We start from the raw sequence: 13,866 nt of genomic DNA, 5'->3' as shown, positions 1-13,866 counted from the left end.
CTTAGAAAAAAGGTTGAGGTATTTGCATGTTGAAGTTGATCGCCCCCTTGTTGCTCGTGAGCGCTGCCGCCCAGGCGGCAGACACGGTGAAGATCTATAACTGGAGCAGTTACATCGCTCCGAACACCCTGCAGGCGTTCACCGCCAGCACTGGCCACCCCACCCAGTATGACCTCTACGACAGCAATGAAATGCTCGACGCCAAGCTGATGGCTGGCCATTCGGGCTATGACGTGGTGTTCCCTTCCAACCACTTCATGGCGCATCAGATCACCGCCAATGCACTCAAGCCCCTGGACCGGAGCAAGTTGCCGAACTGGAAGAACCTCAACCCCACTTTGATGAAGGCACTGGAAGCCAACGACCCCGGCAACCGCTACGGCTTCCCGTACCTGTGGGGCAGCACTGGGATCGGTTACAACATCGACAAGGTGAAAGCGGTGCTGGGCGATGTGCCGGTGGATTCCTGGGACCTGGTGTTCAAGCCCGAAAACATGCAAAAGCTTGCAAAGTGCGGCGTGGCCTTCCTGGACAACGGCCCGGAGATCCTGCCGATCGCGCTCAACTACCTCGGCCTGCCGCACCATAGCGAGAAAAAGGCAGACTACGACAAGGCCCAGGCCCTGCTGATGAACGTGCGGCCCTATATAAGCTACTTCCACAGTTCCAAGTACACCGCCGACCTGGCCAATGGCGACGTGTGCCTGGTGGTCGGTTTCTCCGGTGATGTGATGCAAGCGGCGTCCCGGGCCCAGGAGGCAGGCAATGGCCAGCACATTGCCTATGTGATCCCCAAGGAAGGCTCACCCATGTGGTTCGACATGGTCGCCATGCCCGCCGACGCGCCGGATGAAGCAGCCGGCTATGCTTTCATGAACTACTTGTTGCAACCCGAGGTGATGGCCGAGATCAGCAACCATGTGCAGTACGCCAACGGCAACGCCGCCGCCGAATCACTGGTGAACCCGGATATCCGCAACAACCCCATGGTGTACCCGCCGCAAAGCGTGATGCAGAAGCTGTTCGTGCTGCAGTCCATGCCCATGCAAACCGACCGCCTGCGCACCCGCGTGTGGAGCGCGGTCAAAAACGGGGGTAAGTAGGCGACCTGTGGCCGGGCGAATGGACTCGCCAACCGTGCCTCAGGGCTTCGCCGGTTCTTTGCCCGCCACTGAATACAGCACTTTCTGATTACGGGTGGCCTGGAAGTCTTCCAGGCTCTGCCCGCGCATGTGGGCGTAGATGTGCAGGTTGGTGGTGCCCACCACGGCGCCGAGCTTTTCCAGCAGGAAGAAGATCACGCCGTAGTGGATCATCCCGCGCCAGTCGCGGCGGCGCACGAGTTCGCGTTCTTCGTCGCTCAGTTCATGCTCGGCGAAGAGGGCTTCGGGCTCCTCGCGGAAGCGTTCGCGGAACTCAGGCTTGATCAACTGGTGAAGGAAGCGGTTCAGCCGGTAGCCCTTGGCGCTGCGAGCCAGGTCGAAGGGGTAGGTGCCGTCCAGCGCCTCGATGCCCTTGAGCTGTTCACCGGCCTTGGCACGGTAGCGTTCGGCCAGGTCCACCGGCAGTGGGCGGGCCTGGTTTTCCAGAATCAGGGTGGCAATGCCGGTCATCGACGGCAGGTAGTAGCCGTGGTGCAGCAGGTCCACGTTGGCCGAGAGCGCGCCGCGCATGATCAGCCAGGTCACCACTTCGGCGCCTTCCAGGCCGCCGAGGGTGGCAAATTCGGCGATGCTCATCTGGGTCAGCGGCTCAGGGTCGTGCACCAGTGAGCTGAGGAACTGCGCGTCCCACTCGGTATTGTTGAACCCGCAGCGTTCGCCATGCACCTGGTGCGACACGCCGCCGGTAGCCACGATCGCCACGTCGATGTCTTCGGGGAAACTCTCGATCGCCCGGCGCAGCGCCTTGCCCAGCTTGTAGCAACGGCTGGCGCTGGGGATGGGGAACTGCAACACGCCCATTTGCAGCGGTACCACTTTCACCGGCCAGCCGTCCGTGTGCGGCAGCAGGGCGGACATCGGCGAGAACAGGCCGTGGTCGATAGGCTTGTCACGGAAGAACGACATATCGAATTCTTCGGCCATCAGGCTTTGCCCGATGTGCCGGGACAACGCCGCGTGGCCTTCGATGGCGGGCAGGTCGCGAGGCCCGCCGCCTTCGTCCGCCACTTCGTAGCGCTCGTCCACACCCAGCGCGAACGCTGAGTAGTGGTCGAAGAAGAACGAGGTCACGTGGTCGTTGTAGATGTAGAACAGCACGTCCGGCTTGCGCTCTTCGAGCCATGTGCAGATGGGCCCGAAGTTTTCGAAGATCGGCGCCCACGCGGGATCCTGTTGCTTGTTGTGATCCACGGCAAAGCCGATGGTGGGAGTGTGAGAGACCGCGAGGCCGCCGATGATTCGTGCCATGACTAGTTCCTTTGGATCAATGAGTTACAACAGCTTGTGTAGCCTGGGCCGAGGCGCGCCGAGCGGCCTTGGCATTGGCCAGGATAGCCAGCGCGGCAAACAGCGCCGGCACCCCAAGCAGGATGAAGAGGGTTACCAGGCTCAGCCCCATGGCCAGTACCACGCCGCCAATGATCGAGCCGAAGATGGCGCCGAAGCGGCCGACGCCCAGCATCCAGCTCACGCCGGTGGCGCGTGCTTCAGTAGGGTAGTAGCCCGGCGCGAATGCGTTGAGGCCAGTTTGCGCGCCGCTCATGAAGAAGCCCGCCGCCGCCACGCCGATCATCATCAGGGTAGATTCCAGCCCTGCGAAGCCCAGCGAGGCGATGCACAGGGCGCCCAGGGTGTAGGCCCCGGCGATTACACGGTTCGGCTGGCGACGGTCCATGATGAAGCCCACTACCAGCGCGCCGATGGTGCCGCCGATCTGGAACAGGCCGGTGGTGCGCGCGGCTTGCTCGACCGAAATGCCAGACTCCTTCATGAGGGTCGGCAACCAGCCCATGGTGAGGTAAATCACCATCAAACCCATGAAGTAGGTGAGCCACAGGGCCAGCGTGCCCATGCGGAAGCGCTCGTTGAACAGCGTGCTCAGCGGGGCACGATGCACCACCGAAGGCTCTGGGGAAGAGAACTGCTCGGCGCCGGTGAAGCGGCCGCCCATACGGTTCAGCAGCTTGGCGATCGCTTGTGAAGGCGCGCCCTTGACCACCAGGAAACGGGCCGACTCCGGCAAAAACAACCAGAGGAAAGGCACCAGCAGCAGCGGCAGGATTCCGCCTACCATCAACACCGAGTGCCAGCCTTGGGTGCCCAGCAGCCAGGCCGCGACGAAGCCGCCGGCGCCCGAGCCCAGGTTGAAGCCGGTGAACATCAGGGTGATCAGCAGCGAGCGATAGCGCTCGGGCAGGTATTCGGAGAGCAGGGTGGTGGTGTTGGGCATCGCCGCGCCCAGGCCGATACCAGTGAGGAAGCGCAGGATGGCCAGTTCATAAGGGTTGCGGGCAAAGGCGCAGGCAACGCTCAGTACGGCAAAACAGGTGACCGCCAGCAGCAGCACTTTCTTGCGACCGAAGCGGTCGGCGTAAGGGCCGGCCAGCATGGCGCCAGCGGCCAGGCCGAACATTGCCGCACTCATCACCGGGCCGAAGGCTGCCTTGCTCAGGCCCCAGTCCTGCATCAGGGCAGGCGCGATAAAGCCCATTACGGCGACATCCACGCCATCGAACAGCACGATGAAGAAGCACAGCGCGAGCACCAGCCATTGTTGCGGCGAAACGGGACGATCGTCGATCCACTGTTTCACGTCGACACGTGCGTTGGTTTGCATCAAAGCCACCCTGAATTGTCATTGTTGTGCTACCGGTCGAAGCGCCGGCATCTTCGCCCTGGGAAAAGGCGGTTAGGGCAAGGTAATGGCCAGACGCAGGGCTTGTCGTCTGCGAAGCATTACTGTGGGTATCGGTTTTTTTTATCGCCCGGCTTGGCGGCTTTAGCCCGGGGCTGCATCAGCGGGCCCGCTGGTCGTTAAAGCCGCTTCATCGGCGCCCGATGCCTAGGCTTAATGACAACCGCGCAGCGCTCACCTGCCTGTTCCTCTCGTTGCGAACGCTCCGTGGACAGGAGGCACTATGGCAACGGTTTATGATGTGCGTGATTTCGGCGCCAAGGGCGACGGCGTCACCGACGATACGGCGGCAATCCAGGCGGCCATCGATGCCGCGAGCGCGTCGCAGGGCAGCCGGGTATATCTGCCCACCGGCACGTGGTTGGTGAGCCCTGGCTCGGCGGCTGAGGGCGGTTGCCTGCTACTCGATAGCGGCGTGTTCCTTCAAGGTGACGGGATAGGCAAAACGGTGATCGCCCTGGCGGCCGGCGCCCAGGATGTTGGGGGTATCGTGAGGGTAGGCGGCGAATTCGTGGGGGCGACCGACCTTACCATCGATGGCGCCGCCGGCACTGGCCAGGTCGACGCCTGGTACAGCGGCGGCAACGACTCGGTGTTCCTCACCGGCGTGGAGGCAACCAACGCCAGCGGCAACGGCTTCAACCTGGGCGGGCTGGGCAATACCTTCAACCTGGTCAGCTGTATCGCCCGTGGCAACGGCCTGGACGGGGTGCTTGCCGATGGCCAGGACAACAGCTTCATTGAAGACACCGTCGCGCTGAACAACAACGGCAGCGGTTTCAACATCGGTGGCGAAATCGTTCTCAGGGACTGTGACGCCTACGGCAATGGCCAGGACGGCGTCCTGCTGTACGAGGGCGACAGCTCGCTGGCCAATACCAGCATCGCCACCGTCGACGGCGGGGTGGTGCACGACAACGGCGACAATGGCGTGCACTTGGTAGGTGTCGAAGGCTACTCGGTCAACGGTGTGGAATCCTACGCAAACGGCTGGTATGGGATCTCCAGCGACACCTCGCGGGAAGGGTCGATCACGTACAACCAGGTGCACGGGAACTCCCTTCAAGGGGAGGGGCAGATCGAAATTGCCGTGCAAGGCTGGGAGGGGAACCCGGCGACCATCGCCGAAAACATCACCGTAAGCGGCAACATCGTGACCGGCGGCCGGTACTCGTTCTATGGCATTGTCGAGCCGATCGACTCCGGCGACCACAACACCATCGAAAACAACGTGGTCACCACCACCAGTTGGGCGGTCACGGTTACCGGCGCGCACAGCATTGACCGCAACAACGACTACTTCATCCTTCAATACGGCACCGATGGCGCAGACCGCCTCACCGGGGATATCACCCGGGACCAGCTCTACGGCGGCGACGGCAACGACCGCCTCGCGGGGGGCGCCAATGCCGATGCGTTCGTGGGCGGCGAGGGCAGTGATCGGCTTAGCGGCGGTGCGGGGGCGGATGTATTCCGCATCACCAGCCTGATGGACAGCTACCGCAACGCCACCACCACCCATGCCGACCGCATCACCGATTTCACCGTGGGCCAGGACCGGCTCGACCTCACGGCGCTGGGTTTCACCGGTTTGGGCAATGGCCACGGCAGCACCGTGAAGCTGGTGTACAGCGCGGCCAGCGATGTCACTTCCCTCAAAAACTACGACGCCGATGCCAGCGGCAATCGCTTCGAACTGGGCTTGCAAGGTCACTACACCAGCCTCACCACCGGCAGCTTCCAGTGGCTCACCACCGGCATGGATTACCACACCGGGTTGGCGTTGCCGGAAACCATCATAGGCACCCTCAACCGCGATAACCTCAGCGGCGCCGGCGGCGATGACCGGCTGCAAGGCGGCGTGGGTGGCGATACCCTCAATGGCGGCGATGGCGCGGACACCTTTGTGTACACCGAGCTTGCGGACAGCCTGCGTAGCAACGTGGCCAATGGCACAGTCACCCGGGACACGTTAGTGAGCTTCGACGGCAGCGCAGGCGACCAGATCGACGTAAGCGCGTTGGGCTTCACGGGCTTCGGTAACGGCAGCGGCACTACCTTGAAAGTAGTGCGCAGCGCCGATGGCGAGAAAACGGTGCTCAAGAGCTACCAGGAGGATGCGGACGGCAAACACTTCGAAATCCTGCTACAGGGCGACCATGTGTCGGACCTTACCGACACTAGCGTGATCTTCGCCCACACCGATAACAGCGTAGCCACCAGCAGCGCGCCTACCCAGGACCTCACCTACACCGGCACCAGCGGCCGCGACGTGATCGTGGGCAATTCCGGAGATAACGTACTCAGGGGCGGCGACGGTGCGGATACCCTGCGCGGTGGCGTGGGTGACGATGTGTTTCTCGGCGGCGCGGGCGGGGACACGCTGGCGGGCGATACCGGCGAGGACGTTTACCGCTACACCAGCGTGGGCGACAGCTACCGCAGCGGCAGCCAGCTGTTCACCGACACGCTGTCCAACTTCTCGGTGTACGAAGACAAGATCGACGTTTCTGCCCTGGCCTTCACCGGCCTGGGCAACGGCCACGACGGCACCCTGCAGCTGATCACCGACAGCAACCCGGACCGCATCTACCTGCGCAGCCTGGACGCCGACGCCCAGGGCCGACGGTTCGAAGTGAAGATCTTCGGAAATGCCGATGACTTACCCGGCGCGGACAATTTCATCTTTGCCGATGCCAGCCCGGCGAATGTGGAGTTGCTGGGGGTGAGTCACGATCCGGTGGCGTGAGCGTTTCGCGAGCTACGCCTTCGGCTTCGCCGGATGGCCGGCCCCCCGTCTCCTATAGCCCGCGCAGTCGGCCTGTGGGAAGCGGCGGGGCCGTTCCGATAATCGGTCTGCAGCGCAACGCCCCTCCCGCCGATACCTTGGTTGAGAGCAATCAAGGTTGAACGAAGGGAGGCGGCATGGCGACCGCAGCGAGCAGGAAACACAACACCATCGACGTCGAGCTGAACGAGCGCACCCCCGCGCTGGTGGGGTTCGGCATTCCGTTCAATGAAGTGCTGGGTCACCCGCGGGAATTTCTCGTGGCCGATCTGCCCAGGCAACTGGCCGCCACCATGAAGGGCGGCCGTATTGCGGTCCGGGTGCGTTAAACCCTAACGAGCCACCTGTTCCACATTCAGCTTGCGTGGCAGCAGGTGCGCTGCAAAAAACAGGTCCGCCGTTTGCTGTTGCGTGGCCACTACCGCAGGGGTAACCGGGCCGACCGGGGAGGGCGGGCGGTTGTCGATGTAGTGGGCAACCACGTCTCTGTCCAGCCCCATACTGCGGGTGAGGATATTCAGGCTCTCTTCCCGCTGGGTGCGGGTGAGGGCTTCGGCGTCTGTGAGGCTACCCAGCAAGGCCGTGATAAAAGCCGGACTTGCTTCGGCGTACGCCCGGCGGGCCGTGTACAGCGGGCCGTTGAGCCCAAGCCCTTCACCATTGGCCAGCAAGCGCGCCTTGCCTTCGGCCAACGCCAACGAGGCATACGGGTCCCAGATCGCCCAGGCGTCTACGCTGCCTTGGTCGAATGCCGCGTGGGCGTCGGCCGGGCTGAGGTATACCGGGGTAATGTCGGTATACTTCAGCCCCGCCTTGGCCAATGCGCGCAGCACCAGGTTGTGCGAACTGGAGCCCTTCTGCAGCGCCACCTTGTGACCCTTGAGTTCAGCCACGCTGTGGATTGGGCTGTCGGTGGGCACCAACAGCGTTTCCGCCACAGGCTTGGCAGGCTCGGCACCGATGTACACCAGGTCGGCGCCAGCGGCCTGGGCAAACAGCGGCGGTATATCTCCCGTTGACGCCACGTCCAGGCTGCCGATGTTCAGAGCTTCCAGCATTTGCGGCCCCGCCGGAAACTCCAGCCACTGCACCCGCGTATCAGGATAGCGCTCTTCCAATAGGTGGTGTTCCTTGGCCAGCACTAGCGCGATGGAGCCCTTCTGGTAGCCGATTCGCAAGGCTTGCGGTGCCGCTGTATCAGCGTTGGCAGCCTGGGCCCCCAGGCCCAGGACAACCGTGATTACAGTGATGAGGGTTCGGATGTTCATTCGGCGGTCGATGGCTTTTCCCAAAGGTTGATCTTGCCTTCCACGGCGAAGCGGTCGATTTCGGCCAGCTCCTCCGGCGTGAAGTCCAGCCGATCCAGCGCCGCCACGTTTTCGATGATCTGCTCCGGCCGGCTGGCGCCGATCAGGGCACTGGTCACCCGCGGATCGCGCAGGGTCCATGCCAGGGCCAGTTGCGCCAGGCTCTGGCCGCGAGCCTTGGCGATCTCGTTAAGCGCCCGCACATGGGCCAGGTTGTCCTCGGACAGGTGATCAGCCCGCAATGACTGGCCGCCGGGTTGGTTCACCCGAGCGTCGCCAGGAATGCCATTGAGGTACTTGTCTGTAAGCAGGCCCTGAGCCAGGGGCGTGAACGCGATCACCCCGGCGCCAAGCTCGTCAGTGGCCTCCAGCAGGTCCTTTTCTACCCAGCGGTTAAGCAGGTTGTAGGCAGGCTGATGGATCAGCAGCGGCACCTTCCAGTCCGCAAGCAAGGCGGCCATTTCGCGGGTTTTGCTGCCGGAGTATGAGCTGATGCCCACATACAATGCCTTGCCCTGCTGTACGGCGGTCGCCAGGGCGCTGGCAGTTTCTTCCAGCGGCGTGTCCGGGTCGAAACGGTGGGAATAGAAGATGTCCACGTAATCCAGGCCCATGCGCTTGAGGCTCTGGTCGAGGCTGGCCAGTACGTATTTGCGCGAGCCGCCGCCCTGGCCGTACGGCCCTGGCCACATATCCCAGCCGGCCTTGGTGGAGATGATCAGCTCGTCACGGTAGGCGCTGAAATCTTCGCGCAACAGGCGACCAAAGTTGATCTCGGCGCTGCCGTAGGGTGGGCCGTAGTTATTTGCCAGGTCGAAGTGATTGATGCCAAGGTCGAAGGCCGTGCGGAGCATGGCGCGCTGGCGCTCGATTGGCGTGCTGTCGCCAAAGTTGTGCCACAGGCCCAGCGACAGGGCGGGCAGCACCAGGCCGCTGCGGCCCACGCGGCGGTAGGGGATGCGTTCGTAACGGTCAGCAGAAGCAAGGTAAGTCATGTGCGTCCTTTTTTATGAGGTTTCACAGAAAGTGCCGGTTCACCGGGCGCGCCAGCCCCAGGTGGTCGCGCAAGGTTTTCCCAGTGTAGGCCTGGCGGAACAGCCCGCGCCGCTGGAGTTCGGGCACCAGCAGCCGAGCCACGTCTTCCAGCCCACATGGCAGATAGGGCAACAGCAAATTGAAGCCATCGGCAGCACGGCCTTCGAACCAGGCCTGCATCTGATCCGCGACCTGCGTTGGAGTGCCAATCAGGCTCAAGTGGCCTCGACCGCCGGCGATCCGCTGGCCGAGTTGAGCGAGCGTGAGGCCCTCGCTGTCGGCCAGTTGCATGAGCAGTTGCTGGCGGCTGCGCTGGCCGGATTCGGTCGGCGGCAGCTCGGGCAGCGGGCCATCCGGTGGATAGCCCGAAAGGTCGAAGTTACCCAGCATGCGGCCCAGCAGGGCAATGCCTACATCAGGCTCCACCAAGGCCTGCAATTGCTCGTGGATGTCCTGGGCCCGGCTTTGCGACTCGGCGACGATCACGTAAACGCCCGGCATGATTTTCAGTGAATCTTCAGTGCGCCCGTGGGCGGCCAGCCGGCCCTTCAAGTCGGCGTAAAAGCGCTGTGCCGAAGGCAGGTCTGGCTGCGCGGTGAAGACCACCTCCGCTGTTCGCGCCGCCAGCGCCCGGCCCGCTTCGGACGCACCGGCCTGAAAGACTACCGGCCAACCTTGGGGTGAACGCGCCACATTGAGTGGGCCCTTTACTTGAAAATGCGGGCCCGAATGGTCGAGGGTTCGTACGCGCTCAGGGTGGTAGTACTGGCCGCTGGCCTTGTTGCGCACGAAGGCATCATCGGCCCAGCTGTCCCACAAACCGGTCACTACCTGGTGAAATTCCTCGGCCCGCTGGTAACGCTCGGCATGGCCCCAGTGGGCGTCGCGGCCGAAATTGAACGCCTCGGCCGCCGCATCGGAGGTCACCAGGTTCCAGCCCGCACGCCCGCCTGACAAGTGATCGAGCGAAGCGAACTTGCGCGCCACGTGGTAGGGCTCGTTGTAACTGGTGGTTACGGTGGCCACCAGGCCGATGCGCTCGGTAGCGCCACTGAGCGCCGACAGCAGCGTGAGGGGCTCGAAGTGGTCCGAGCGGGCCATGCGGCTGGCGATGCCCCCGGTGGCGGCGGCCACGCTGTCGGCCACGAACAGCAAATCGAAGCACGCTGCCTCGGCAACCCGGGCCAGGTGGCGATAGTGGGTGATGTCCAGGCCCGCATCCGCGGGCACTGTGGGGTGGCGCCAGGCTGCGAGGTGATGCCCCGTGGCCATGAGAAACGCGCCCAGGCTCAGCTGGCGATCGGAGCGTGACATAGGCTAGAAATCCTTGCGTACTTGAACGCCGAAGTAACGGCGATCGTCCCGCGCCACGGCCCGGTAGATATAACCGGTGCCGCTGGCCAGCAGTGGCGAATAGGACTTGTCCGCAAGGTTTTTGCCCAGCAGCGCCACGCGCCAGCCGTTGTTGTAGTCGGCGAGGGCAGCGCTGGCGTTCCAGATGCCGTAGGCGCCTTGTTTGGTGTCCGGGTTCTGGCTGATGTCGTACTGCACTTCGCTCTGCCAGCTGTAGTCGGTGCCCAGTTCGATGTCCAGGCCGTTGTCCAAGGGGATGGTGTAGTCGGCACGGGCGTAGCTTTTCCAGTCCGGGGCGAAGGGCAGGGGCTTACCGTCTACGTTGCAGGACGCCGCCGCGCCAGCCGGGCAGGCGAACGCGTCGATACGGGCATGGGTGTAGGCCAGCGCTGCAGAAAGTTTCAGCTGACGCGTGGCCTGCACGGCCAGGTCCAGCTCGGCGCCTTGGGTGGTGACGCTGCCGGCGTTGATCAGGCGCGTAACTACCTGGCCCGCCACCGTGTCGTAGAAGTTAGCCTGGTAATTGTCGTAATCGCTGTGGAACAGCGCGGCGTTGGCGGTGAGGCGATCGTTCCAGGCGGTAGCCTTGATGCCCAGCTCCCAGGTGTTAGAGGTTTCGGGCTTGAGCGCGTCGGTGTCGCGCGGCTGCATGTTGAAGAACACGTTGTAGGCAGGGCCCTTGTACCCCCTCGAATAGGTGAGGTAGCTCATCACGTTGTCGGTAAGGTCGTACTGTACTCCCAGCCGGCCCGACCAACCGTCTTCGTCCACCGAACCATCGCTGCGGGTACCCGGCTGGATGCCGCTGACTGTGGTAGCAGATGTGGACACGCGGCGATGGTCGTAGGCGAGGTAATCGTGGGTAAAGCGCAGGCCGACGATGCCGCGCAACCGCGGCGTGAAGTGCAGGGTGGTTTCACCGAAGGCCGCCACACTGTCGCTGGTAGTGCCGTAGTTGGCCACGCCGCGCTGGGTCACGGTGGTGGTGACCAGGTCGCGCCGGTAGGTTTCGTCGTCTTTGGCGTGCATGTAATACAGCCCCGTCACGTACTCGGCGAATTGCCCTTTGGGCGAGGCCAGGCGCAGCTCCTGGCTGTACTGGTCGTAGCTCAACTCGCCCTTGTCCTCGGTGCCGGGGTAGGCGGTGCTGACAGTGGCCAAGCGGTCGCCATCCTGCCACTGGGTGTTGCCCCAGCCGCGCCAGGCGGTGATGGACGTGAGGGTGAAATCGCCCAACGCGTAGTCCACCTGCGCCGAGAGGCCCTTGTTGGTGTCCTCCACGTGGCTGCGGTAATCACTGACGATGTTCTGGTTGTGGCTGCTGGCAGACACCGGCGCCAGTGCGGTACCAAAGGCTGGGGTCAGCACCTGGCTGATCACACCATTGGCCGCGTCGTCATGGGCGGTCATGTAGTCGGCGGCCAGCGTAACCGTGAGGTCGTCATTGGGGGTGAATTCGAGCTTGCCGCGCGCGCCATGGTGGTTGTAACCGTTGACCTCCTGGCCGTTGGCCTTGTTGTCGACGTTGCCGTCATAGCTGCTCACCAGGGTTGTAAGCGAGCCTTTCAACACGCCAGGGATCAGTGCGCCGCCAATGCCGAAGCGGGTACGGCTTTCATTGCCGGTGTACCAGCCTTGGTCGATGTAGCCGTGGAAGGCTTCCTCGGGTGCCTTGGTCACGATGTTCAACACCCCGGCCGACGCGTTCTTGCCAAACAGCGTGCCTTGCGGGCCGCGCAATACTTCCACGCGTTCGAGGTCCAGCAGGTCCAGCGTGGCCTGGCCCGGGCGGCCGTAGACAACACCATCAATCACAGTTGCGACCGTAGGTTCCACACCCGGCGAAGTGGAAATAGTGCCTACACCACGGATGAACAGCGCGGTGTCCTTGTTGGACGCATTGGTGCGGAAGTTGAGGGTAGGCACCTGCTGGGCCAGTGCGGCGACGCCGTTGCGGTTGTCACGCTCCAGTTGTTCGCCATCCACCACCGTGACGGCCACCGGTACCGCCTGCAAGGTCTCTTCCCGGCGGGTGGCGGTCACGGTCACGGCCTGCAGCTTCGGCTCGGCGGTGGGCTGGTCAGTGGCGGTATCGCCCGCCGCGTTGGCCAGTGGCATGGCCCCGAGGGCCAGCACGGCGCAGATCGCCTGGGCAAGCTGTGACGGGTTGAAGGTGTCCCCATGAATGCTTTGCATGTTGTATTCGCTCGAATGAATGCCGTGGCGCCGCGGTTCGTCGACCGCTACTGGTGCCAGCGCTTCGGGGCATTCGCTCGTGCGAGTAGCAAGGGCCGATGGTTAGCGCTAACGGCCGGCATGCTGCCGTTCATCGGTTATGCCGTCCAATAATCAAGAAGCATCTTCTTATAACCTTTTTCACACCGCAGGAGGTGGCGCAGCCAGCGATATGTCTTTTGGCGTCAGTCATTCCCGGGCTCGCGCCCGGTGCTACCCAGATCAATCATGGCCTATGCCTGCTGGGCATTTTTTGAATGCACAGAGGGCATAGGGCGGTAAACCCTCGGCACTCTAGCTCCCGTAATCCGGCGGGTTGAGCATGACTACGCTCTTCGCTTATGCCTGCAGGTTATCAATCCAGGAACTTTGGTTCCTTCGAGAGATAACGCCTACGCTCCATCATCGCTGCGCATAGCCAGCCAAGGAGCCTTTCAATGGCGAACGTTCATTCAGCTGCTCGCGCTGCGCCGCCTGCTCAGCCCGACTTCCCGGTGCCTTCCAAAGGCAGCGGGCGGGCAGCGCCTGCGGCATTGGCACAGTTAAGGCTGCAAGCGGTGCCGAGCTTGCCCACCAGCCGCCGGGAAGCCTGGCTGCTGGCCGGGCTGGCCGCCGCGCTCCATGGAGGGGTGTTGTACTGGGCGTTACAAACGCCCACGCCTGTACTACCCGTGGTGCCGCCTGAAATACCGCCGATGACGATTGAATTCAGCCGGCCCGCGCCACCCGTGGAGCAACCTCCGCCCGTGCCGCCACCGCCTCCGCCGCCGGTTGTGGAGCCGCCACCCCCTGTGGTGGATGAACTGGCCGCCAAGCCCGCGCCCAAGCCGGTGCCCAAGCCGGTGCCCAAGCCAAAGCCTGTAATAAAGCCGCCACCCAAGGCACCGCCGCCGGAGGTCGCGAAACCTGCGCCAGCGCCGCCACCCGTGGCGCCCGCACCCGCTCCGGTGGCCGCCCCCGCCGCACCGCCTGCGCCGGCCCCTGTAACACCGCCGTCGGCCAGTGCCGGCTACCTGAAAAACCCGGCGCCCGAGTACCCGGCGCTGGCCCAGCGCCGCAATTGGGAAGGCACCGTGCTGCTGCGGGTGCATGTATTGCCCAGCGGCAGCCCGGCCGAAATCCAGGTGCAACAAAGCGCAGGGCGCCAGCAGCTCGATGACGCCGCCGTGGCAGCCGTCAAGCGCTGGAGTTTCGTACCCGCCAAGCAGGGCGGCCAGCCTGTGGAAGGCTGGGTGACCGTGCCTATCGACTTCAAGATCCGCTGAACCCGCGTACCCTTTTCGAGGACAG

10 protein-coding genes are annotated in these 13,866 nt (G+C 63.6%); 4 read left to right on the top strand and 6 right to left on the bottom strand.

Annotated features, from left to right (window positions below):
* The first annotated feature begins 26 nt into the window (after positions 1-26).
* A complete protein-coding gene (locus tag G7016_RS11110; protein WP_181114032.1) occupies positions 27-1,103 on the top strand; it encodes a polyamine ABC transporter substrate-binding protein in 1,077 nt (358 codons plus the stop codon).
* A 39-nt stretch (positions 1,104-1,142) separates the two neighbouring features.
* Here the strand turns inward: G7016_RS11110 and G7016_RS11105 are convergent, their stop codons facing one another.
* Both G7016_RS11105 and G7016_RS11100 read right to left on the bottom strand, forming a co-directional pair.
* Positions 1,143-2,411: a gallate dioxygenase gene (locus tag G7016_RS11105; RefSeq protein ID WP_181114030.1), complete on the bottom strand. Its 1,269-nt coding sequence runs from the start codon at positions 2,409-2,411 to the stop codon at positions 1,143-1,145.
* Positions 2,412-2,427: 16 nt separating this feature from the next.
* Positions 2,428-3,780, bottom strand: a complete 1,353-nt coding sequence (locus tag G7016_RS11100; protein WP_181114028.1) for an MFS transporter — start codon at positions 3,778-3,780, stop codon at positions 2,428-2,430.
* Positions 3,781-4,081: 301 nt separating this feature from the next.
* Here G7016_RS11100 and G7016_RS11095 point away from each other — a divergent pair, with 301 nt between their 5' ends.
* Positions 4,082-6,607, top strand: a complete 2,526-nt coding sequence (locus tag G7016_RS11095) for a glycosyl hydrolase family 28-related protein (RefSeq protein WP_181114026.1) — start codon at positions 4,082-4,084, stop codon at positions 6,605-6,607.
* Between the two features lie 176 nt (positions 6,608-6,783).
* Entirely contained in the window at positions 6,784-6,975 is a 192-nt protein-coding gene (locus G7016_RS11090; RefSeq protein ID WP_181114024.1) for a hypothetical protein, read from the top strand.
* Positions 6,976-6,978: 3 nt separating this feature from the next.
* On the opposite strand, the gene G7016_RS11085 is transcribed toward G7016_RS11090, so the two are convergent.
* Genes G7016_RS11085 through G7016_RS11070 form a run of 4 tightly spaced genes read right to left on the bottom strand, consistent with a single transcriptional unit; the run spans position 6,979 to position 12,459 of the window.
* Complete coding sequence (locus G7016_RS11085; RefSeq protein WP_181114022.1) at positions 6,979-7,914, bottom strand: aliphatic sulfonate ABC transporter substrate-binding protein; 936 nt, start codon at positions 7,912-7,914, stop codon at positions 6,979-6,981.
* Entirely contained in the window at positions 7,911-8,948 is a 1,038-nt protein-coding gene (gene mgrA / locus G7016_RS11080) for an L-glyceraldehyde 3-phosphate reductase (protein WP_181114020.1), read from the bottom strand. The genes G7016_RS11085 and mgrA overlap by 4 nt, the downstream gene beginning before the upstream one ends.
* 22 nt (positions 8,949-8,970) lie before the next feature.
* A complete protein-coding gene (locus G7016_RS11075) occupies positions 8,971-10,302 on the bottom strand; it encodes an LLM class flavin-dependent oxidoreductase (RefSeq protein WP_181114018.1) in 1,332 nt (443 codons plus the stop codon).
* 3 nt (positions 10,303-10,305) lie between these two features.
* Complete coding sequence (locus tag G7016_RS11070; protein WP_258195161.1) at positions 10,306-12,459, bottom strand: TonB-dependent receptor; 2,154 nt, start codon at positions 12,457-12,459, stop codon at positions 10,306-10,308.
* 554 nt (positions 12,460-13,013) lie between these two features.
* Between G7016_RS11070 and G7016_RS11065 the strand changes: the two genes are divergently transcribed.
* Positions 13,014-13,841, top strand: coding sequence for an energy transducer TonB (locus G7016_RS11065; protein ID WP_181114014.1), 828 nt, complete (start codon positions 13,014-13,016; stop codon positions 13,839-13,841).
* Positions 13,842-13,866: the final 25 nt, after the last annotated feature.

The organism is Pseudomonas japonica, from assembly GCF_013522925.1.
Classification (GTDB): domain Bacteria; phylum Pseudomonadota; class Gammaproteobacteria; order Pseudomonadales; family Pseudomonadaceae; genus Aquipseudomonas; species Aquipseudomonas japonica_A.
This window is presented reverse-complemented; position numbering and strand designations above follow the sequence as displayed.